This window comes from Flavobacterium sp. WC2416 (assembly GCF_041200095.1).
In the GTDB taxonomy this organism is placed as follows: Bacteria; Bacteroidota; Bacteroidia; order Flavobacteriales; family Flavobacteriaceae; genus Flavobacterium.
Map to the genome: position 1 here is coordinate 2,735,815 of NZ_CP165626.1, position 23,576 is coordinate 2,759,390.

A 23,576-nucleotide genomic window follows, 5' to 3' on the forward strand; every position below is an offset into this window, starting at 1 on the left:
AAAATTATACTTTAGGTGTTTTTTTTTAGTTAAATCATATTAAACAAGATTCTTTTTCTTTGTAAATAAGATTATTTATTGTTTTAAATAATATAACTGACTCGAAGGGTTTCACAATTATATCATTAAATCCAGCTGATAATGACTCTTCAATAATTTCATCTTTATCAAATGCTGTCAATGCAACAATAGGTGTTTTTATTCCCATATTACGAACGTGCCTTGTGGTTTCAAACCCATTCATTAAAGGCATATTAATATCCATTAAAATGACATCAAAAGTTTCTTTTTCGAGAATCTCTAAAGCCAAAAAACCAGAGCTTACAACGCTGCATTTATAGTTGTTTTTTTCAATTATTTTTTTTGTAATCAGTTGATTAATTGTGTTATCATCTACTACAAGAACTGAAAAAATTTCACTTGATGTCAAGTCAACATGAATTTTATTAATAATTTCAACAGTCTTCGCCGGATCACATTCAAATGCAATTTCAAAGATAAAAGTAGTTCCTTTTCCTATTTCACTTTGAAGTGATATAGCGCTATTAAACAGTTCTAACAATCGTTTTACGATAGATAGCCCTAAACCTGTACCTTGATAATCAATCTCTTTCCTTCCAACTTGTACAAATTTTTCAAATATTTTTTCCTGATCTTCGATAGCTATTCCAACACCATTATCTTGAATTTTAAATTCAATATAATTAAATTTATTTTCTACTTTAATCAAGTTAGCCGAAATGTCAACCTTTCCATTATCAGTAAATTTCAATGCATTACTGACTAAATTTATTATTATTTGAGAAAAACGAAGTTTATCTCCAATTAAATACTCCGGAATCGCAGGGTCAATAGTAACATTAATTTCATTATTATGATTCTTCGCAATAAAAGACAAAGAATTTTTAATCATATTTATCTCATCAGTAATATTAAAAGTTAAACTTTCAAGAACAATTCGATTTTCTTCAATTTTATTAATTTGCAATACATCATTAACGAGTGATAATAGATAACGAGCAGAAAATTTAAGAGAACTTAAATGAGGACTATCCGCTAGTTCTTTGTGTTCATCCAATAACATATTTGTAATTCCAACTACACCGTATAATGGAGTTCGTAATTCATGACTTATTGTTGAAACAAATTGTGATTTAAGTTGAGAAGCAACTTCCGCTTTTTCTTTTGCAATACTTAACTCTTCATTGGCTATAACAAGTTCGGCATTCTTTTTTTTCTTAAAATTATAATTTTTATAAACGGTATAAAGTAGTAGCAATACAACACTAAAAGCAATTATGAATAGAAAAACTATAATTCTAGATTTTTTCAAACTTTGATATTGTAAATCTTTTTCATTTTCAATTTTATCAACTTTTCTCTTATATTCATCTAGCTCTAAGTTCACTCCTATAACTTCTGCCCTCTTCAATTTATCTGATTGCTCAAGTTCTTTTCTTATTTTATTAAACAAGGCCAAGTTTTCGTATGCTTCTTTATATTTACCTGTTTTTAATAATAATTTGGCATATTCTTCATGCGAATAAGACAAATCCGATTTTTCAATTCCACTATTACCAAGCTTAATAGCATCAATAAAAAAGGAATTTGCTTTATCATAGTCTGATGTACTCGTATAATACATTCCATTTAACATGTTTAAAGCAACAATTGTAGTATTATCACCCAACCTATTTTTGTATTTAGTAATAAAATCTAAATACGGCTTTCCATTTTTAAAATTACCAATATAAAAATAGGCCCAAGCAATATTCATTTTAGTTATGTAAATTTGACTTGAGTCGGCTATTTTTAAACTATAGTCTAGTGATTTTTTATAATAATTTAACCCTTTTGCAAGTTGATTAACTTCAAAACAATAAATGTTCCCTAGATTATTATTTATACTATTCTTAACAGTATCATTACTTGTTTTATTGGCATAAAACAGCCCTTTTTTATAGAAAAATATAGCTTTATCATACTCTGATAATTCATCATAATTACCTGCAATTGTATTATAGGATTTTGCAATTAAGATATCATCCTTAGCATCTATAGAGTGTTTTAATGCTTTTCTTGCAGTAGCAAATGATTTTTCATAATTAAACTCTTGCAAGTATTGTGAGGCCTTATTAGTAAGATTAACAATTTCCTTTCTTGATGGTTTTATTTTATCGGTAACAGAATTGCTGCTAAAAAGATTTAATGAAAAGAAAATAAAAAAAATAATTCTTGATTGGAGCATAGAAATTTTAATTTTATCAAATATACATTTTTATTTAAACATTAAGTATCAATAATTTAAAAAGAGAATAGACTTGATAAGTAAAAATATTTTAAAAAAAAATAAATTTTACTGAAAGAATATTCTTAAAAAATAAAACTATAAAAAAAGCAGTTACAAGAATACCTTGTAACTGCTTTTTTATTTTAAATAAAATGATAACTAATTAATTGACATCAACTGGAACCGCTTCTAAATCATCATCGTTTTCCCAGCTTCCTACTACTGATGTTGCCAATGCATTTCCTAATACATTAGTAGCACTTCTAAACATATCACAAAAATGATCAATTGGTAATATTAATGCAATACCTTCAATTGGAATATCAAACATACCACAAGTAGCAGCAACAACTACTAAACTTGCTCTAGGCACACCTGCAATTCCTTTGCTTGTAAGCATTAAAACTAAAAGCATCGTCATTTGAGTCCCTAAATCTAAATGAACTCCATAAGCTTGAGCAATAAAAATACTAGCAAAAGTCATATACATCATACTTCCATCAAGATTAAATGAATATCCTAAAGGTAACATGAAGGAAACAATTTTGTCTTTTACTCCAAAACGTTCTAGCTCTTCAGTCAATTTAGGAAAAACGGCTTCACTACTTGTTGTTCCAAAAGCTATAATCAATGGGCTAACAATTCTTTTAAGCAAAACGGTCATTCTGCTTTTTAGAAAAATATAACCAACCGCTATTAATACAACCCAAAGGGATGAAATTCCTATTAAAAAAGATCCGAAAAATTTAAAATAAGTGATAGCTAGTTCTTGAAAATCTCTAACAGCAAAAACTCCTGCGATAGCTCCAAAAACTCCAATTGGTGCAAAGTTCATAACATAATTCACCATTTTTAGAATAATATGTGACATTTTGTCTAAACCATTAACAACCGGTTTTACATAATCTCCTATTGCGGCAGCTGCCAAACCAAAGAAAATAGAAAAAACCACAATTTGAAGGATCTCATTTGTTGCCATTGCTTCAAAAATACTCTTGGGAACTATATGGGCAATAAAATTATCAAAAGATATACTTTTAGAATTTTCCGCCACTTCTGATGCTGAACCTAAATCAATATTTGACAAGTTAAGCCCCTCTCCAGGTTTAAGTGTGTTTACAAAAAACATTCCCAATAGTAATGAAATAAATGAAGCCGTAAAAAACCAAGCCAAAGCTTTTCCTCCAATTCTTCCAACTGCACTCACATTACCTAATTTTGCAATACCAACTACCAGTGTTGTAAATACTAGTGGAGAAATAATCATTTGTACCAATCTAATAAAAACGGTAGCAAGAATTTTTATTTTATCACTAAACTCCAAAGCGCCTTCTTCTGAAATTGTATTATGAATTACGATACCTAAAGCAATTCCTAAAATCATTGCAATAAGTATTTGTGTAGTCAAATTTGATAAGATTGACGGCTTTTTTGTTTCTGTAGAATTCATCTAGTGGTTTTTTATTTAATGGTTAGTTTGGGATTTGAACCCAGGTTTAATCTATTATAAGAAATATTTTAAATTCTTTTTAAACGGAAAAAAAATAGTGCATATTAATACGTCTTATTGATCAAGTAAAAATCAGCTAATACAATGGCAGCCATTGCTTCAACAATAGGAACAGCACGTGGAACAACACAAGGATCATGGCGACCTTTACCAGTCATTTCGGTAATATTACCTTTATTATCTAATGATTCTTGTTTTTGCATAATAGTAGCAACTGGTTTAAATGCTACTCTGAAATAAATATCCATTCCATTACTAATTCCTCCTTGAATTCCTCCAGAAAGATTTGTTTTGGTAGTTCCGTCCGTATTGTATAAATCATTGTGTTCACTTCCTTTCATCTTTGCACCACAGAAACCACTTCCATATTCAAATCCTTTTACCGCATTTATGGAAAGCATTGCTTTACCTAGTTCAGCATGAAGTTTATCAAAAACAGGTTCCCCTAATCCTACGGGAACATTTTGTATCACACAAGTTACAGTACCACCTACAGTATTCCCTTCTTTACGAATTTCACGAATATAATCTTCCATTACAACTGCCATCTCTTCATCTGGGCAACGTACTGGATTACTTTCTATTTTTGAAAAATCTAAATCTTGATACGGTTTTTCTAAAAATATGGGGCCTACTGAAGAAACATAAGCATTGATTTTTATTTCGGGCAACATTTGTTTTGCAATTGCACCTGCAACAACTCTGCTTGCTGTTTCACGAGCAGAACTTCTACCTCCACCTCTATAGTCTCTAAAACCATATTTTTGATCATAAACATAATCAGCATGACTAGGTCTATAATTATCTTTTATATGGGAGTAATCATCCGATTTTTGGTTTGTATTTGGAATAATAAAACCTATTGGTGTTCCAGTTGTTTTACCTTCAAAGATTCCTGATAAAAATTGAACATCATCTGGTTCTTTTCGTTGCGTAACAATTGCCGATTGGCCTGGTTTTCTTCTAGACATTTCAAGTTGAATTGCCTCTAAATCTAATTGTATTCCTGATGGGCAACCATCTATAATTCCACCTAATGCTTCTCCATGTGATTCACCAAAAGTGGTTATTCTAAATAGTGTTCCGTAGCTATTTCCTGCCATTATTATATGTTTTGAACAAAAGTAGCATTTTAGTTTAAAGTTTAAAAATTAAAAGTTTAAACTTTTAAGAATCAAATAGCATTTATTGACTTTTAATTAATATTAAAGCTAAATTATTAACCTTATCGTTAAATACAATTGCGATTAATTGAATTCATTTGTTAAACTTCAAATTAAATACAATTGAAAAAAAGAAAAGTGGAATTGGTTGTTATATCTGATGTTCATCTTGGAACTTTTGGAAGCCATGCCATTGAACTCAACAAATATTTATCTTCCATAAAGCCTAAAATTCTAGTTTTAAATGGAGATATTATTGATATCTGGCAATTTAGAAAATCGTATTTTCCAAAAACACATCTAAAAGTCATTCAAAAAATAATAAGCTTTGCTTCAAAAGGAACAAAAGTGTATTATATCACTGGAAATCACGATGAAATGCTACGGAAATTCAGTGACATGAACATGGGTAATTTTGCCTTGGTTGATAAATTAGTATTGGAACTAGACGACAAAAAAGCGTGGATATTTCATGGCGATGTATTTGATGCTTCTGTACATCATGCTAAATGGATTGCAAAACTAGGTGGATTAGGTTATGACTATCTGATTCTAATAAACCGTTTTGTTAATTGGTGTTTAAAACGATTTGGAAAAGAACCCTATTCTTTTTCTAAAAAAATCAAAGCAAGCGTCAAGAAAGCAGTAAAGCACATATCGGATTTTGAAGAAACGGCTACTGATATTGCAATAGAAAAAAAATACGATTATGTAATTTGCGGACATATACATGAGCCAAAAATAATAAAAAAAGAAAATAAAAATGGTAAGACATTATACTTAAATTCTGGTGATTGGGTGGAGAACTTAACCGCTTTGGAATACAATAAAAAACGATGGAAGCTACATTATTATAAGGATACTAATTATACAGAAGAAGAAAATTTATTTGAAATGGAAGATCTTTTGAGTAATGAACTGGTCAATTCAATCCTTTTATCGAAATAACTTCCAGTTTAGTATTTCATTTATTAAAATGCACTAAGCTCATAATTGATAGCGATAATTATTAGTATAATGAACTTGGTCAGTGCTAATCTTTTCACAAACATGTAAATTATATAACAATTAAGAATTATAGTATAAAAGAATCGTTTGTATTGCTATGTACATTTGTAAAAACAAAAATTGACTTATGAAAAAAATTATTTTATCTGCTTTTATGCTAATCGGTTTAGCATTTAGCGCACAGGCACAAGATATCTCTAAAAATGCATTAGGACTTCGTTTTGGTGACAATGGTGGATTTGGAGGAGAACTTTCTTACCAAAGAGCTTTATCAAGCAACAATAGATTAGAATTAGATTTAGGTTGGAGAAACAGAAGTGATTTTAATCACAATGGTTATGATGACAATGCTATAAAATTAGCTGGTTTGTACCAATGGGTTTGGAACATTGATGGTGGTTTCAACTGGTATGCTGGTGTAGGTGGTGGATTAGGTAGTTATAGTTATGACAACGGTGGAAATCACTACAATGATACTTTTGCTTTTGCTGCAGGGGATGTAGGATTAGAATACAACTTTGACATTCCTTTGTTAGTATCTTTGGATTTTAGACCAGAATTTGGTGGAAACGGATATTACAAAAACAATTATGGTTCAGACATCGCATTAAGTGTTAGATACCAATTCTAAAAACTTAGTTTTATTATATAAAAAATGCCACTAGAAATAGTGGCATTTTTTTATTTAATTATAATTTCTTTTTTAGAATTTATTTTTACTACACAAAAAGGATAAGTAAAACCTTGAGTGACTATTGTCCCAGCTTCAGGTTCAGTTTCTTTTACAGTAACAATTACATTTTTATCCGTTTCAACTACATTTTCAACTGTTATTTTAAATCCACCTGTAGTTTTCTCTCCCATATTTAAAATGACAAAATTTGATTTTTGAACATCAGTTGGGCTAATTTTATTTTTCAGCATTTTATCATTCTGCAACATCCTAATTTCATTTGGTTCCGTAAGAATTTCAAAGAAATGAATGTTTCCACCACCATCTGACTGCTGAGTTAAGACCTCATATAAAGCTTTTTTTCCTGTACTCTTTGTTACAGTAGTCCCACAGGAAAACAAAGTCAAAGTAAATAATGCTATTGCTGTTTTTTTCATTTTTTTATCTTAATTCTAAAGAATTATTCTTTTTTGGCTTCTCTCAGAAATTTATTTTTTTTCGAATATTTCTTTATTGCCTTTTGGTACAATTCAACATAGAGTGGCAAAATGTTTTTGATATCGAATTTTTTTGCAACTGATAACGCATTTTCTTTAAATTTTAAAAGTATTTCTTCATCACTTAAAATTTTCAATGCATTCTCAGCCATTTCATCAGTATTTCCTACATCACTTAGATACCCTGAAATTCCGTCAAAATTAACTTCAGATAAACCACCCGAATTACTTGAAATTACAGGAACACTCCAAGCCATGGCTTCAAGTGCTGCAAGTCCAAAACTCTCTGTTTCAGAGGGTAATAAGAACAAATCGGTATAGCTTAATATTTTATCGATCTCATTACTATTACCAAAAAAGATTACTTTATCCAAAATCCCTAATTCTTGGCATAAATATTCTGCCTTTTCCTTTTCAGGACCATCTCCCACCATCATTAATTTAGCAGGAATTTCTTTTTGAATTTTATAAAATATTTTAATTACATCTGGAATCCTTTTTACTTTTCTAAAATTACTGATGTGTGTAATAATACGCTCCGTTGGTTTTGCCATTACGGAACGGTGACAAGCAATACTAGGATCAGTATTATTTTTATCTAATTCAATAAAATTGGGTATAACATGTATGTCTCTTTTAATATTGAATAATTTATAAGTATCATCCTTTAAACTTTGGGAGACAGAAGTTACCACATCCGATTTATTGATGCTAAAACTAACTGCTGGTTTATAAAATGGGTGATTCCCTACTAAAGTAATATCAGTTCCATGAAGCGTAGTCACCATAGGGATCTCAATACCTTCGTCCTTAAGCATTTGTTTAGCCATATATCCTGCATAAGCATGTGGAATGGCATAATGCACGTGCAATATTTCAATTTTATGTAGTTTCACCATGTCAACTAGCTTACTAGATAAAGCCAATTCATAGGGTTGATAATGAAATAAAGGATATTCCGGTACATTCACTTCGTGATAATGAACATTGGGATTCAATAATGCCAAACGTACTGGTTGACTATAAGTAATAAAATGGATTTCATGTCCTAGTCTAGCTAATTCAAGGCCTAACTCTGTAGCTACAACGCCACTTCCTCCAAATGTAGGATAACAAACTATTGCAATTTTCATGGGTATATTTTAATAAAACGAATTTAAGGAAAATTGCGATGCCATTCTGTTTTTAATCAAAAAATGCTACTAATGATTCCTAATTAATAAAAAATAATTTAATTATAATAATCAATTTTCAATAGCCTGATATATTAATTCTTGAATGTCTTCGCGTATATTTTCTTTTGATAATTTATTGGCTGATTCAGCTGGAAATGTCCTATTCGATAAAAAGATATAAACAATATCAGTTTCGGGATCAGCCCAAGCCATTGTTCCCGTAAATCCTGTATGTCCAAAACTAGTCATCGAAGCACAACCACAAGTTGGACCGCTAGTTCCTAGTTGTGGTTTATCAAACCCTACTCCCCTCCTATTCCCTTCAGAACAAAAATAGCAGGTGTTAAAGTCATTAAATGTCTTTTCAGAAAAATATTGATGATTGCCATAATTCCCTTTTTGAAGGTACAACTGCATTATTTTGGCAACATCCATACTATTTGAAAAAATACCAGCATGGCCTCCAACGCCACCTTCCATAGCTGCTCCCATATCATGAACATAACCTTGGATTATTTGATGACGGAAATACGTATCAATTTCTGTTGGTATTATTCTATTTTTATTGATTTTTCCAAGCGGATTGTACATCGTATTATTAGTACCCAGTGGTTTATAAAAATTCTCCGTACTTAGAACATCTAATTTTTTTCCTGTTGCTTTTTCCAAATATTCCTTCAAAATCATAAACGTAAAATCACTGTATTTGTATTTTTTTTGGGGTAATAATTTACTGTCAACAATCAATTTCATAATCGTATCATTATAATCCGATCTTAAAAACAGGCTGTCAGCAATTTTTACAGCAAAATTAGGTTCCTGAACTTTCTTGTAATATTTATCCAATGGATTTCCATTTTTATCAATTGTAGCCTTATAAAAAGGAATCCAAGGTTGCAATCTAGCATAATGGGATAATAACTCTTTAAAATGAATATCAGCTTTATTTGAGTTTTTAAAAATAGGCAACATCGAATCCAATCTAGTTTCCATGTTTATCTTCTGCTGATCGTATTGTACCATCACATTGGGCAATGTAGATAGTATTTTGGTCAATGAAGCCACATCGTAAACATCTGAATTAGTAACTTTTACAGCAGAATCATAGGTTGGACTTCCAAATGATTTTTGATAAATTACTTTCCCTTTTCTAGCCACCAAAATCTGTAATCCAGGCGTCATTTTACCATTTATTGCTTTGCGTGCTAGGTTGTCAATTTTTGCTAAAACTAAAGGGTTCATTCCCACGTTTTCAGGAGCAGTGAAACCTAATACATTTAATTTTTCAGTAGTTAAACCAAAATTGGCATTAAAACTATTAGAAATTGAAACTGGCAATTTTCCTTTAGCGCTTATGGCACCAAAAATCAATTCAGCCGAAACTTCTTGTGCAATTGCACTGTTTTGATAGGAAACTATAATCCCTTTAAAATCATTAAAATCGGTCACAGGAATTAATGAATATGGAGATGCAAAAACATCCAGAATTACATTATTATTTTTGGCCAATGAAGCCAATTTTACTAATTCCGATGGTTTAAAATCATGGTTCTTAAAAGCAGCATCCGATTTATGATATCCTATAATTACGGTATTAAACTGTTTTAATTTAGATTGCAAACTATCTATGTTGGTATCCGTAATCTCAGTAACCTCTGTATATTTTTTTAATGTTGAAACAAAAGTACTGTTTGTAGCATCACCCATTTTTACATACGCAATCTTTTGATTTTCTAAATTCTTAATAGGCAAAATAGATGTTTCATTTTTTAAAACTGTAATTGCATTTTCATACAATTCATATTGCAATGCATCATTTTTTGACGAATTAAGATCTTGGTACAAATTTGAAATCTCAATAGGCTTATATGAATTCAAGCCTGCCAAATATTTAAATTTTAAAATTTTCTTAACCGAGAAATCCAATCTTTCTGCGGTAAACAAAGAATCCTGATACGCTTTTTTTAATGTTTCTAAAGCCACTGGACCATCTTCAGGAAATAATAAAATATCATTTCCAGCCAAAAAAGCATCTAAATCCACTTCACCTGGCTTTTTATAATTGCTCACTGCTTTCATATTCAGTGCATCAGTAAAAATTAGACCTTTAAATCCTAATTCTTTTTGAAGAACATTAGTTACAACATTATAGGAAATCGAAGATGGATAATTGGGTCTTGATTCTAAACTTGGAACATTTAGATGTGCCACCATAACAGAAGACAATCCTTCTTCAAAAGCTTTTTTATAAGGCCAAAACTCCATGATTTCGAGTCTTTCTTTTGAAAAATTCACAGTAGGTAACCCTTTATGAGAATCTGTTTCCGTATCACCATGACCTGGAAAATGTTTTCCTGTTGCAAATATTCCTTTACTTTGAAACCCTTTCATGAGTGCAATAGCTCTTTCGGTGACATTGTATTTATCTTCTCCAAAAGAACGAAATCCAATAATAGGATTATTGGGATTGGTATTGATGTCAAGTACTGGAGCAAAGTTGAACTGAAGTCCCAATCTTTTACTTTGATCCCCAATTTGTTCACCCATTTTTTCAATCAACTTAATATCCTGAACAGCACCCAAAGTCATATTATAAGGATAACTATAGGTAGAATCCAGTCGCATACTTAAACCCCACTCCGCATCATTTCCTATAAATAAAGGTGTTTTGGATTTAGACTGATACCGATTGGTCAATTTTGCTTGACGAACAGGACCGCCTTGAAAGAATATTAATCCTCCAATTTTGTTTTCTGTAATTAGTTTATCAATCGCATTTTCATGAGCAGCATCTTTATTTGAATATGCCGCTACCATAAATAACTGCCCTAATTTTTCATCAAATGAGAGTCCGCTATATATACTGTCAACCCATTTATTCCCATCACGAGACAACTTAAAAAGGGAAGTCTCTTCTTTGGATTTATCAATTTTAAAATCACTAACCTCTGTTGGAATATGAGAAAAAACGACTTTCGGCTTATTATTTTTTGTACCAATACAACTGGCTACAAAAAAAAATAAGACATAAAGAAAAGAATTTCTGATGCCTATATTTTTCATTAAAGTATTTTTATTTTAGAAAAATCGACTGTGCCAACTGTCTAAAGCTGGAACCTCCCATGATTCATTATATTCCTCGATATTGTTCACTAAATTATTAAAAACAATAGTGTTTTCAGTAACAGCTTTATCTTTAACCATTTTTTTGAAATCTATTAATGGCTTATGAGCAATATGTTCTCCTAGTTTAAAAGTAACATTCATTTTATCCAATAAATCTACTGAATATTTTTGCTCCAAACTTTGAATAAATTCAACTGATGAATCGATTGAACATCCTGTTGCCGCCTGAACATCCTGATTCACAGCAATAATAATAAATCTATTGTATTTTAATTGGTACGAAGATTCTAAACTAGTTCCATGAGCTGCCCAACCTTCAAGAAAAGTATTTAAAGCAACTTCGATTTCGGAAAACTCGGCATCCGAAAATTTTCTATTCGATTGGTAAATCCAAATTCTGGATTCTTCGGGTAAATTTTCAAATGGTACGTACATATGATTTATGATTTTAGAAAAACGATTTTAGATTTCTGAATGAAAACTAATCTCGTTTTATAGTATAATTAATATTATTAAAAAGCATTTTTGCAAACAGCTAATCTAGTTTGGAATTCATAGTATTAAACTAGAATAAAATAAAACTACAAACTAATAATGATGACGCTCTCTTATAGATCTTGCGCATTTGCAATTAATTCCGCTATGTCCATTACTTTAACATCAGCTTCTTTTTCTTTGTTTTTAATACCATCAGTCATCATTGTATTACAAAAAGGACATCCAGTAGCAATAATGTTTGGTTGCACTTCCAATGCATCTTCAGTTCTTAAAACATTTACTTCCTTATTACCAGGTTCAGCATCTTTAAACATTTGAGCACCACCAGCACCACAACAAAGTCCATTTACTTTTGAACGTTTCATTTCAACTAATTCAGCATCCAATTTTGAAATTAAATCTCTTGGAGCTTCATACACATTATTTGCTCTTCCTAAATAACACGGGTCATGAAAAGTAATTTTCTTTCCTTTAAACTGTCCTCCTTCAATAGTCAGTCTACCAGTATCTAATAATGATTTTAAAAACTCAGTATGGTGAATTACTTCGTATTTACCTCCTAATTCAGGGTATTCATTTTTCAAAGTATTAAAACAATGCGGACAGGCGGTCACTATTTTCTTTGCCTCATATCCATTCAAAACTTCAATGTTCATCATGGCCTGCATTTGAAACAAAAATTCATTTCCTGCTCTTTTTGCAGGATCTCCTGTGCAACTTTCTTCTGTACCAAGTACAGCAAAAGGTACATTAGCACGATTTAAAATTCGAACAAATGCTTTAGTAATTTTTTTTGCTCTATCATCAAAACTTCCTGCGCAACCTACCCAAAACAACACTTCTGGCTGTTTTCCTTGAGCAAGCATCTCTGCCATAGTTGGCACTATTAAATTTTCTGACATTTTGTGTTATTTTATTCAGTTTTCAAACTAACCGGTTATCTTATAATTTTAAAGTAGTAAAAGCTATTAACAAAGTACCTTAAAATATTAATCTTCATTTTTCCAATTCAATCTATCTTGTTGATTAAACTGCCATGGTGCCCCATTATTTTCAATATTTGTCATCATTGCATTTAGTGGCATTGGTGCTGCACTTTGCTCCATAACTAAATAACGACGCATATCCATAATAATCGAAAGAGGACTTATATTAACTGGACATTCTTCAACACATGCATTACAAGATGTACAAGCCCACAATTCCTCAGGTGTAATATAATCGTTTAATAATGTTTTATTATCCGGAATAAAAACACCTTTGTTTGCATCAATATTTTTACCTACTTCTTCCATTCTATCTCTAGTATCCATCATGATCTTACGAGGAGATAATTTCTTCCCTGTTTGATTTGCTGGACAAGATGATGTACAACGGCCACATTCTGTACAGGTATAGGCGTTTAACAATTGTACCCAGTTTAAATCCTGAATATCGCTTGCTCCAAATTTAGCTGGCAATTCTCCTTCTACTGGAGCTGGCGCTGCTGCAAATGGATCAGCATTAGGATCCATCATCATTTTTACTTCTGTAGTAACTGCTTCTAAATTATCAAATTGTCCCAATGGTTTTAAATTTGCAAAATAGGTGTTTGGGAAAGCTAATAGTATGTGTAAGTGTTTTGAAAAATACAAATAGTTCATAAATACTAAAATACCTACTATATGTAGCCACCAGAATATTTCAGTCAACAACATCACAAATTCATTTGACACACCATTAAACAAAGGCTCAATGAATTGACTTATTGGAAACGAACCCGCTTGAATAAAATGAGAGAAACCTCCTGGTACATTTTGCAAATGCAGATCAGAAGCATTCATCAAAAGGAATAAGGTCATCAATACCATTTCGAAATAGAGGATGTAATTTGCATCACTTTTTGGAAATCCTTTCATTTCAGGATTCATGAATCGTTTTAATCTCACAATGTTTCTTCTGATCCAAAAAACAGTAACTGCAACCAAAACCAAAAATGCCAATATTTCAAAAGAACCAATTAAAACATTATAAGCAGTTCCTAAAAAGGCAAATATTCTATGAGTACCAAATAAACCGTCAATAATTATTTCTACAAGCTCAATATTGATTATTATGAATCCCAAATAAACAACAATATGAAGCGCACCAGCAATGGGTCTTTTGACCATTTTAGATTGACCAAGAGCTATCATTGCCATGTTTTTCCAACGAGAGCTAGGATTATCTTTTCTATCTACATCAATACCAAGATTAATGTTCCTAATTATTTTTTTAATATTATTAAAAAAATAACCAAAACCGATAATCAAAACAATAGCAAATAATATATTGTCTAAATAACTCATAAATAGTTGTTTTATTTTTTTGAAATTGTATCTGCAACTGGAGCCTTATAAGGCTTGTTCTTCTTCCCAAAAAGAGAAACATTTACATACCTAGTAGGATAAAGTCTAACATCTTGTAGCAATAGCTCTAACTCTTTAGATGTTTTTGCTAAATTAGAATACAAAGCATCATCGGTTACTAATTTACCCATTGTCCCTTTTCCAGATTTTATTCCGTCCATAATACCATCCACTTTTGCTAATGTCGCATTAAGGTTTTTAACCGTTTTTCCTAAATCAGCTTTATTCAATGAATCTGATATTTTAGAAAAATCTCCCGAAATTTTATTGAAATTGGTAACAACTCCTTTTATTTGAGTTTTATTATCATCTAAGATGGCATTCATGCTGATAGATGCTTTATGAAATTGCTCCATTGTTTTGCTTAATTCAGCTAAACTAATCTTTAAATCATCTTGGGCTTTTTTATCTAAAACGTTATTGACACCACTGATTAGCTTATCAGCATTATCCATTATTTTTTCTAATTTATCCTGGAGAGGGACCAGCTGGTCACTTACTTTATCAGTAAGTCCAAGTTTAATATTCCCTGTTAACTTTTCACCAGAAAGAGCAATGGTCTTATCCTTAAAATTAGGTTCAATTGCTATTTGTTTGCCCGCAATTAACCCTGGTTCATAGATAGAAGCAACACTGGATTTAGAAATAGGAAAATCCGATTTGATTTGTAATTCTACTAATAAGTTTCCTGTATTTTCATTTATCGTAATGCTGTTCACTTTACCAATTACTAAACCATTTAAGGTGACTGGAGCTGATTTAGCTAACCCTTCTACTGATTGGTATTCGACATATAATGTTTTATAACTCGTAAAAAGATCTCTCCCTTTTAAGAAACTATAACCCCAAATAAATAATAATATTGAAGCAATTACTAAAATTGCTGTCTTGATTTCTCTTGTTAATTTCAAAATGTAAGTATTTTGTACAAATTTAATATAAAAAATTCGAACTTATAGTTATTTAATAGCTTCTTGAATGCTGATTTTTTCACCATTTTTAAATGCTATTAAAAAAGCCGATTCATAACCCTTTGCTTTAGCTTCTTCTAATAAACTTTTAGATTCATTATAATCAGACGTTTCACCGTACATGTATTTATAAACTCTATTTTCATAGTCTAAAGATATATTTTTTAATCCTCTAAAATTTCTAGGTTCCAAATCTAATTTTCTACTACTTGCTGAAATTTGAACTTTAAAAAGAATTTCATTATTTCGGCTGGAGGCAGTTTTTTTTAACTCCACAGATTCTAAAACAACTTTAGTTTTAACGGGAGTAGCAGTGTCCTTAGCTGGCTTATCGATGCTCCTTTGTGATGGTCTTGCTTCATAGGTTTCAGTTGAACCATTGCCATAATACTCATTTTTATAACTCATAATTGCACTTGCAATAGCTTTGGCAATTTCATTTTGACCATCCTCTGAATCTAATAAATTTCCTTCAGTAAAATTAGAGATAAATCCCATCTCTATTAACACTCTTGGCATATACGCTTTATGAAGAACCATAAAAGGAGCTTGCTTTACACCACCACCTCTAATTCTTTTTCCTAAACCACCAAATGCTTCTTCAATTTTACTTGCAAGAGTAATACTATTATCTAAATACTCTTCTTGCATTAAGGTCATTCCAATCATTGTTTCGGGAGAATTTGGATCAAATCCTTCATATTTTCGTTTATAATCCTTCTCTAAAGTAATAACCGAGTTTTCCTTCTTAGCCGCCTCTAAATTAGATGCGATTTTATTCATACCCATTACATAGGTCTCTGTACCATCTGCTGCAGTATTTCTATTGGCATTACAATGAATAGAAACAAAAATATTAGCATCAGCTCTATTAGCGATATTGGCTCTTTCAACCAAATCTATAAAAACATCAGTCTTTCTAGTGTACGTTACATCCACCTTTGAATTAGCTTCTAATAACTTCCCAACTTTCAGTACTACCGCTAAAGCAATATTTTTTTCAACATGCCCATTATAAACGGCACCAAAATCATGATCTCCATGTCCGGCATCTAGGGTTACTTTAAAAATGTTTGATTGGCCATAGCCTGTAAAAGTGACTATAAATAGTAAAAAAGGAATAATGATTTTCATCTTATAAAATATATGCATAAATCTAAAGTTAATTTATATGAAAGACTACGGTTATAATTTTTTTTATTTGATTATTTTTGACAAAAAATAATCTGTAAGTTTGACACTTCAAAAAACAGGCCATAATTTTACAAAAATAGCATTAAAACCTTTGCAGACAAACTTATTTAATATCGTTTTATTATCATTTTTCCTTACAATCGGATGCAATCATCTGTATTCGCAAGATATTTCAAAAAAAACGAGCGCTATACCTGCTAAGAAGCAAGTAGATACGTCCTCTTCTGTTAGTACAAAATCGAATCAAACTCTTTTAGAACAAAAAAAAGAGACTGACACTTTAATTAGAATTGACACTTTAAAACCAAAAAAAGCATTTCTTGACGGAAAAGTAAAATATAAGGCTGAAAAATATGCCAAAATTGACCAAAAGAAAAAACTAATAACTTTATATGATAAAGCCGAATTATACTATCAAGATGTCGAATTAACCTCGGGTATAATTATTATGGATTATGAAAAAAATGAAGTCTATGCCGGAAGAATTAAAGATTCAACGGGAAAGTACACGCAATACCCTCATTTTAAACAAGGGGCTAATGAGGTAGAGCCTGATTCTATTCGTTTTAATTTCAAAACTAAAAAAGCCTTAATATGGAACTCCAGATCCGACCAAGGTGAGTTTAAAATAAAAGCCTCGATAACTAAAAAAGAAAATGATTCTGTCTATTTTTTAAAAGGCGCTCGGTTTACCACTTCAAAAGATGTAGATAATCCTGAATATTATTTTCAAACAAATAAAGTAAAATTTATCCCTGGAAAAAAAGTAATAACTGGTTTAACTAATATGGTAATCGCTAATGTACCTACTCCCATCGCATTACCATTTGCTTATTTTCCAATGAGCAAAGAAACGAATATTTCTGGATTGATATTACCCAGTTACAATGACTCCAATACTAGAGGTTTTTCATTACAAAATGGAGGCTATTATTTTGCACTAAGTGATAATTATGATTTAACAGTATTGGGTGATTATTACACCAATGGAAGTTACGGTTTGCGATTTGAGTCCTCCTATGCAAAACGATATAGTTACCGAGGAAATCTAAATTTTAGGTATGAAAACTTAATCTCTAGCGAAAGAGGCTATCCAGATTATGCTAAACAAAAGATCTATAATATACAATGGTCACATTCAAGAGATTCAAAAGCAAATCCTAACTCCAGTTTTTCAGCTTCTGTCAATCTTGGAAGCAGCAAATATTTTCAACAATCTATTAATCAAGCTAATATTGGATCTAATCTTAACAACACTTTAAGTTCATCTGTTTCGTATTCTAAAACATTTAATTCTGTCCCACAGGTAAGAATGTCACTATCAGCAACTCATTCTCAAAATACACAGACTGAAGTTATAAACATGACACTACCTACACTTCAACTTAGTGTAGATCGTATTTATCCTTTTGTGGGGAAAGATGGAGTAAAAAAAGGTTTTTTTAAGAACATCAATTTGCAATATAACTTGAATGGTCGAAATAGTATTACAACAACAGATTCACTGTTTTTTAAACCTCAAATGTTTAAAGATGCAAAAATGGGAGTACAACACAGCATTCCTTTAAGCACCAATTTTAAACTGTTTAAATATTTTAGCGCTTCCACTTCATTAAACTACGAAGAAGTATGGTATGCAAAAACAATTAGCCGCAGCTATGATTCAGACCAAAGTAAAGTGGTTGATAAAATTGTGAATGGCTTTGATGCGTATAGAACCTATTCTTTTTCATCCAGCGTAGGAACTACAATTTATGGAACTTTTAACTTTGGTAAAGATAAAAAGATACAATCGATTAGACATGTCATGAGACCCTCAGTTTCTTATGCATATACCCCTAGTTTTGAAAAATATTATGATACCTATGCCTCTGATGCTACTGGAACAATTACAAAACAGTACACTCGATTTGAAGGAGGTATTTTTGGGTCTCCAGGTTTAAGTAATTCAAATATACTAGGTTTTGATTTGAGCAATACTTTTGAAGCAAAAGTGACCGATAAAGACAGTACCAAGGTAGAAGCAAAGAAAGTGATGCTACTTAACAATTTAAACATCTCAACAAGTTACAATCTTGATGCTGACGGAGTCAATACACTAGCATTAGCTCCTTTTAGATTAAGTGGTGGAACCCAGCTTTTAAATAATAAAATGAATGTTAATTTTGGTACCACTTTAGACCCCTATGCCATTAATAATTCAGGAACAAGAATAAACACTTTTAACATTAACAATGGAGGAAGTTTATTTAGAATGACTAGTGCCAATATGACATTAAATTATTCGATTTCAAGTAAAGAAAAAGACAAAACTAAGAAAGATAAAAATACCCAAAGCGAAAGAAATGGTGGCCGAGAAGATGATCTTTTTGGAAAAAACACCATTGTAAATGACAATACTAAAAGTCAATTTGACGGCAGTGAAGAAGAAGGCGATGATAAAATATCTGAATTTTTTAGATCCAAATTACCTTGGGACATGACTTTTGCCTACTCCTTAACCTATGGAAATAACAATAGAGAAAAGCAAATCATTGGAAACTCTATTATGATTTCAGCAAATGCCGACTTGACACCAAAATGGAAAGCGGGAATATCAACTGGATATGATTTTGTTCAAAATGGAGTTACCTTTACACAACTAAGATTTGAACGAGATTTACTAAGCTGGAGAATGGATTTCAACTGGACTCCTTTTGGGACTAATGCGAACTGGGGATTTTTTATAGGTATAAAATCTGGTGTTTTAAGTGATATTAAATGGAATAAACGAAGCACTATCAACCGTTAGATTAAGAAAGAAGGCAAATGAACGCTTGAGAATTAATATTCCTATTAAATACGAATAATAATTATCTTCCAACCGAAGCTTTAATTCAAAAAAATAATCATTAAGAACAATATATTATGAAAAAAATAATTTTTACAGATAAAGCTCCGGCTCCAATTGGACCATACAATCAAGCCGTATTAAAAGGAAACACACTATATACTTCTGGACAAATAGCTATTGATTCAAAAACGGGTGAGTTAAATACAGAGAATATCCAAATAGAAACACAGCAAGTCATGGAAAATATGAAAGCGGTTCTTGACGAAGCAGGAATGACATTTGAAAATGTAGTAAAAACGACTATATTTATTATGGATATGAATGATTTTGCTAAAATAAATTCAGTCTATGGAACTTATTTTAATGAAAAAACTGCGCCAGCTCGTGAAACGGTTCAAGTGGCTTGTTTACCTAAAAATGTAAATGTTGAAATTTCAATGATAGCTATTCTATAGTTTAGAAAATATTAGTGATAACTATAAAAATGTCCCGCCTATTTTAAGTCGGGACATTTTTATTTCTATTCAAAACATAAATTCTTATAAATAAAAAAACCATTTCAGAAGAAACGGTTTAATAAGCATATCTATTTTATTAAGAACAATTCTATAATTTCATTGTAATTGCATTTAACAACAACTGTGCAGATGCTTCATTTGTTGCAATTGGTACATTGTGCACATCACAAACACGAAGCAACATATTGATATCAACTTCATGAGCATGGCTTGCTAATGGATCTTTAAAAAATAAAACTAATTTAGTTTTACCTTCAGCAACTCTTGCTGCAATTTGAGCATCACCTCCCATAGGTCCTGAAAGCATCTTTTTTACTTTAAATCCTGCATTCTCCGCTTTGCCACCAGTTGTTCCAGTCGCTATAAGCTTAATTTTTTCATTTTTTAAAATGTTGATATTTTTATTCAAAAACTGAACCATATCCACTTTTTTTCCATCATGGGCAATAACTGCAATTTCCATTGATAGCCTTCTTTATTTATTTGCAATATGATAAGCAATCAGTCCATCGATTGGTCTTCTAAGTACATTACCTAGTTGTAATTCATATTTCTCAAATGTTTGTTGCAATTCTTCTTTTAAATAAAAAGCAATTGACCCAACAAAATGAACAGGAACCTCTTTACAATTTTCATATTGTTTTATGTAATTTTTCACAAAAGATTTCATCCCTTTCATGATAATTTTTTTACATAATTCGTTGTCTTTATGCTGAATTAAAAACTTAGCAAAAGTGGCTAAATAGGCATTTGGATTTGCTTCTTTATATAATTTACTTTTGATAAAGTCAGGATCTACATTGTATTCTTTTTCAAATGCTTCTGCTAATTCCTTTGGCATTTTATTAAAGTAATATTTTCTGATTAATTCTTTACCAAAAACATTTCCACTACAATCATCCATGACAATATAACCCAATGACTGTACCTTTTGATGCAATTCTTTACCATCAAAATAACTACAGTTTGATCCAGTACCTAGAATAGCAACAATTGCTTTTTGATTTTTTGGAGTAGTGGCATATACAGCGGCATAAGTATCTTCTTCAACTGTAATAATAGCATTTGGAAAATAACTTTGAAAAGCTTGAGACAAAGTCAATTTCATTCTATCAGTTCCACAACCAGCTCCATAAAAGAATAAATGAGTTGCGTTTTTTTTGTTTTGCAAAATATCAAAACGATCGTTTAATCGCTCAATAATTTCATCATTTTCAAGTATTTCAGGATTTAATCCTAAAGTTTGTGTAGTAAATAATATTTTTCCATCATCATCTATCGCAATCCAATCGGCTTTCGTAGATCCACTATCAACAATTAATCTCATTTTTTTAGTTTTTGGGTTTTGGTTTTGCTCTTGGTTTAATATAAAATTGATTTACTATAAACCGATACAATATAAGAATAAAAAATAAAAATCCCGTTAAAATACAATAACGGGATTTATAAATATGTAAAAGATTATTTCAATCCAGAAATATGTACAGATAAATCAATCAATTTACTTGAATAACCATATTCGTTATCATACCAAGAAATGATTTTGAAGAAAGTAGAGTTTAATCCAATTCCAGCATTAGCATCAATGATAGAAGTTCTAGAATCACCAACGAAATCTTGTGAAACAACTAAGTCTTCAGTAAATCCTAAAACACCTTTCATAGTAGTTTCAGAAGCATTTTTCAACACAGCCATGATTTCTTCGTAAGAAGTCTCTTTAGCCACTTTTACTGTTAAATCTACTGCAGAAACATCTGTAGTAGGAACACGGAAAGCCATACCAGTTAATTTTCCATTCAATTCAGGAATAACTTTACCTACTGCTTTAGCAGCTCCTGTAGAAGAAGGAATGATGTTACATGATGCAGCACGTCCACCTCTCCAGTCTTTTCTAGAAGGACCATCAGTTGTCATTTGAGTTGAAGTTGTAGCATGAACTGTAGTCATTAAAGCTTCAACAATTCCAAAATTATCATTAATAACTTTAGCTAATGGAGCTAAACAGTTAGTAGTACAAGATGCATTAGAAACAATCAAATCAGAAGCTTTAGCTTCAGTATGATTAACTCCCATTACAAACATAGGTGCATCAGCCGAAGGAGCTGAAATAATTACTTTTTTTGCTCCACCTTTAATGTGCTCATTTGCAGTTTCAACAGTAGTAAAGAAACCAGTACATTCAGCAACTACATCAACATCAACTTCATTCCATTTCAAGTCAGCAGGATTTCTTTCAGCAGTAATACGAATGTTTTTTCCGTTTACAAAAAGTTTTCCTTCTTTTACTTCAACTGTTCCATTAAAACGTCCGTGAACTGAATCGTATTTTAATAAGTAAGCTAAGTGATCTACATCTAATAAATCATTTATTGCTACTACTTCTACATTGTCTCTATTGAAAGATTCTCTAAAAACAATTCTTCCAATTCTACCAAAACCGTTTATTCCTAATTTTACTTTTGACATTTCTTTATTATTTATTGTTTATTATTCATTTAAAAAAAACAGATGCTGTAGTTACACAGTTCCATTTTATAACTCTAAGTTGACATGATATCAGAAACTCTTAATAACTCTCTATCAATTTCTGATTTTCCTTTTATAGCTTGCTCTAATGGAGTAAGATTTACTTTGTCATTTTGCAACCCTACCATATAATTCGATTTTCCTTCTAACAATGATTCTACAGCTTTCACTCCTAATCTACTTGCTAAAACTCTGTCAAAACAAGATGGTGAACCACCACGTTGCATATGTCCTAAAACAGAAACTCTAACATCATACTCAGGTAAATTTGCTTCAACGTAGTCCTTTAATTCAAAAACGTTTTTACCAATTTTATCCCCTTCGGCAATCACAACGATACTCGATGATTTTCCAGAAGCTTTACTTTTTTGTAGAGAATCTAATAATCGATCCAAACCTAAATCTTCTTCAGGAATAAGAATTTCTTCGGCACCAGCACCAATTCCAGCATTCAATGCAATATGACCTGCATCTCTACCCATAACTTCTACGAAAAATAATCTGTTATGTGAGCTAGCTGTATCTCTAATTTTATCAATTACATCTACAACAGTGTTTAAGGCAGTATCGTAACCTAAGGTATGACTTGTTCCAAATATGTCATTATCAATGGTTCCTGGAATTCCCATTACTGGAAAATCAAATTCAGTGTTGAATAGTAAGCCACCTGTAAAAGTTCCATCTCCCCCAATTACTACTAAAGCATCAATCCCTGCTTTTACAAGATGATCGTGTGCTTTTTTTCTTCCTTCTGGTGTTCTAAATTCAAGAGAACGAGCTGATTTCAATACCGTCCCTCCTTTATTTACGATATTATTTACAGAACGAGGACCCATTTCTTTGAAGTCTCCTTCAATCATTCCTTGATATCCTCTATAAATCCCTATACATTCAATGTTATGATAAGCGCAAGTTCGAACTACTGATCGAATAGCAGCATTCATTCCAGGTGAATCACCACCCGAAGTTAAAACCCCTATTTTTTTTATTGTTTTTGGCATTATTTAAGTATTAAAGTGTAAAATTAGCAAACATAAAGCACTTAAAGCGTTATGTTTATATTAAATTAGTTAAGTGCTCTAAATTCAAACGTTTTCGTTAATAAGTTTTCAAAAAAACAAAAAAAAACCGTTTTTTTTCAACAAAAGTTAAATTTTTCAATTATTATTTGATAATTAACCATAAAAAAGCACTTCTCGCTATTTTA

General features: G+C 31.1%; 19 protein-coding genes. 4 read left to right on the forward strand and 15 right to left on the reverse strand.

What is annotated here, in order from left to right:
* Nucleotides 1-34: 34 nt before the first annotated feature.
* The 3 genes from AB3G39_RS11625 to aroC all read right to left on the reverse strand — a co-directional run bounded on the left by AB3G39_RS11625 (nt 35) and on the right by aroC (nt 4,903).
* On the reverse strand, nt 35-2,248 hold the full coding sequence (locus AB3G39_RS11625) for a response regulator (RefSeq protein ID WP_369765237.1): 2,214 nt from the start codon (nt 2,246-2,248) through the stop codon (nt 35-37).
* Between the two features lie 205 nt (nt 2,249-2,453).
* On the reverse strand, nt 2,454-3,740 hold the full coding sequence (locus AB3G39_RS11630; RefSeq protein ID WP_367752613.1) for a dicarboxylate/amino acid:cation symporter: 1,287 nt from the start codon (nt 3,738-3,740) through the stop codon (nt 2,454-2,456).
* Nucleotides 3,741-3,844: 104 nt separating this feature from the next.
* Nucleotides 3,845-4,903 (reverse strand): chorismate synthase, encoded by a 1,059-nt coding sequence (gene aroC / locus AB3G39_RS11635; RefSeq protein ID WP_367752611.1) that lies wholly within the window; start codon nt 4,901-4,903, stop codon nt 3,845-3,847.
* Between the two features lie 183 nt (nt 4,904-5,086).
* On the opposite strand from aroC, the gene AB3G39_RS11640 reads away from it, so the two are divergent.
* Both AB3G39_RS11640 and AB3G39_RS11645 read left to right on the forward strand, forming a co-directional pair.
* The gene (locus tag AB3G39_RS11640; RefSeq protein ID WP_367769301.1) at nt 5,087-5,911 is read left to right on the forward strand and encodes a UDP-2,3-diacylglucosamine diphosphatase; all 825 of its coding nucleotides are present in this window, start codon (nt 5,087-5,089) and stop codon (nt 5,909-5,911) included.
* Nucleotides 5,912-6,098: 187 nt separating this feature from the next.
* Nucleotides 6,099-6,602: a hypothetical protein gene (locus tag AB3G39_RS11645; RefSeq protein WP_367752607.1), complete on the forward strand. Its 504-nt coding sequence runs from the start codon at nt 6,099-6,101 to the stop codon at nt 6,600-6,602.
* Between the two features lie 50 nt (nt 6,603-6,652).
* Here AB3G39_RS11645 and AB3G39_RS11650 read toward each other — a convergent pair whose 3' ends face one another.
* The 8 genes from AB3G39_RS11650 to AB3G39_RS11685 form a co-directional block, all read right to left on the reverse strand.
* A complete protein-coding gene (locus tag AB3G39_RS11650) occupies nt 6,653-7,081 on the reverse strand; it encodes a protease complex subunit PrcB family protein (protein WP_367752605.1) in 429 nt (142 codons plus the stop codon).
* 23 nt (nt 7,082-7,104) lie between these two features.
* Entirely contained in the window at nt 7,105-8,274 is a 1,170-nt protein-coding gene (bshA, locus tag AB3G39_RS11655; RefSeq protein WP_369753612.1) for an N-acetyl-alpha-D-glucosaminyl L-malate synthase BshA, read from the reverse strand.
* Nucleotides 8,275-8,385: 111 nt separating this feature from the next.
* Nucleotides 8,386-11,379, reverse strand: coding sequence for a glycoside hydrolase family 3 N-terminal domain-containing protein (locus tag AB3G39_RS11660; protein ID WP_369765238.1), 2,994 nt, complete (start codon nt 11,377-11,379; stop codon nt 8,386-8,388).
* Nucleotides 11,380-11,394: 15 nt separating this feature from the next.
* Nucleotides 11,395-11,877 (reverse strand): ABC transporter ATPase, encoded by a 483-nt coding sequence (locus AB3G39_RS11665; protein WP_367769291.1) that lies wholly within the window; start codon nt 11,875-11,877, stop codon nt 11,395-11,397.
* Between the two features lie 173 nt (nt 11,878-12,050).
* Nucleotides 12,051-12,842 (reverse strand): (Fe-S)-binding protein, encoded by a 792-nt coding sequence (locus tag AB3G39_RS11670; RefSeq protein WP_367752597.1) that lies wholly within the window; start codon nt 12,840-12,842, stop codon nt 12,051-12,053.
* An 87-nt stretch (nt 12,843-12,929) separates the two neighbouring features.
* The gene (locus AB3G39_RS11675; RefSeq protein WP_369765239.1) at nt 12,930-14,267 is read right to left on the reverse strand and encodes a 4Fe-4S dicluster domain-containing protein; all 1,338 of its coding nucleotides are present in this window, start codon (nt 14,265-14,267) and stop codon (nt 12,930-12,932) included.
* A gap of 11 nt (nt 14,268-14,278) precedes the next feature.
* On the reverse strand, nt 14,279-15,238 hold the full coding sequence (locus AB3G39_RS11680) for an MlaD family protein (protein ID WP_369753611.1): 960 nt from the start codon (nt 15,236-15,238) through the stop codon (nt 14,279-14,281).
* Between the two features lie 48 nt (nt 15,239-15,286).
* Complete coding sequence (locus tag AB3G39_RS11685; protein ID WP_369765240.1) at nt 15,287-16,432, reverse strand: N-acetylmuramoyl-L-alanine amidase; 1,146 nt, start codon at nt 16,430-16,432, stop codon at nt 15,287-15,289.
* A gap of 100 nt (nt 16,433-16,532) precedes the next feature.
* Here AB3G39_RS11685 and AB3G39_RS11690 point away from each other — a divergent pair, with 100 nt between their 5' ends.
* Both AB3G39_RS11690 and AB3G39_RS11695 read left to right on the forward strand, forming a co-directional pair.
* The gene (locus AB3G39_RS11690) at nt 16,533-19,283 is read left to right on the forward strand and encodes a putative LPS assembly protein LptD (protein WP_369765241.1); all 2,751 of its coding nucleotides are present in this window, start codon (nt 16,533-16,535) and stop codon (nt 19,281-19,283) included.
* Nucleotides 19,284-19,399: 116 nt separating this feature from the next.
* The gene (locus AB3G39_RS11695; protein ID WP_369765242.1) at nt 19,400-19,780 is read left to right on the forward strand and encodes a RidA family protein; all 381 of its coding nucleotides are present in this window, start codon (nt 19,400-19,402) and stop codon (nt 19,778-19,780) included.
* A gap of 151 nt (nt 19,781-19,931) precedes the next feature.
* On the opposite strand, the gene AB3G39_RS11700 is transcribed toward AB3G39_RS11695, so the two are convergent.
* From AB3G39_RS11700 to pfkA, 4 genes are all read right to left on the reverse strand, one after another.
* Nucleotides 19,932-20,306: a methylglyoxal synthase gene (locus AB3G39_RS11700; protein ID WP_369765243.1), complete on the reverse strand. Its 375-nt coding sequence runs from the start codon at nt 20,304-20,306 to the stop codon at nt 19,932-19,934.
* A 12-nt stretch (nt 20,307-20,318) separates the two neighbouring features.
* Entirely contained in the window at nt 20,319-21,170 is an 852-nt protein-coding gene (locus AB3G39_RS11705) for an N-acetylglucosamine kinase (RefSeq protein ID WP_369765244.1), read from the reverse strand.
* 134 nt (nt 21,171-21,304) lie between these two features.
* Nucleotides 21,305-22,309: a type I glyceraldehyde-3-phosphate dehydrogenase gene (gene gap / locus AB3G39_RS11710; RefSeq protein ID WP_367769269.1), complete on the reverse strand. Its 1,005-nt coding sequence runs from the start codon at nt 22,307-22,309 to the stop codon at nt 21,305-21,307.
* A gap of 74 nt (nt 22,310-22,383) precedes the next feature.
* On the reverse strand, nt 22,384-23,370 hold the full coding sequence (gene pfkA, locus AB3G39_RS11715; protein ID WP_367752579.1) for a 6-phosphofructokinase: 987 nt from the start codon (nt 23,368-23,370) through the stop codon (nt 22,384-22,386).
* Between the last annotated feature and the right edge of the window lie 206 nt (nt 23,371-23,576).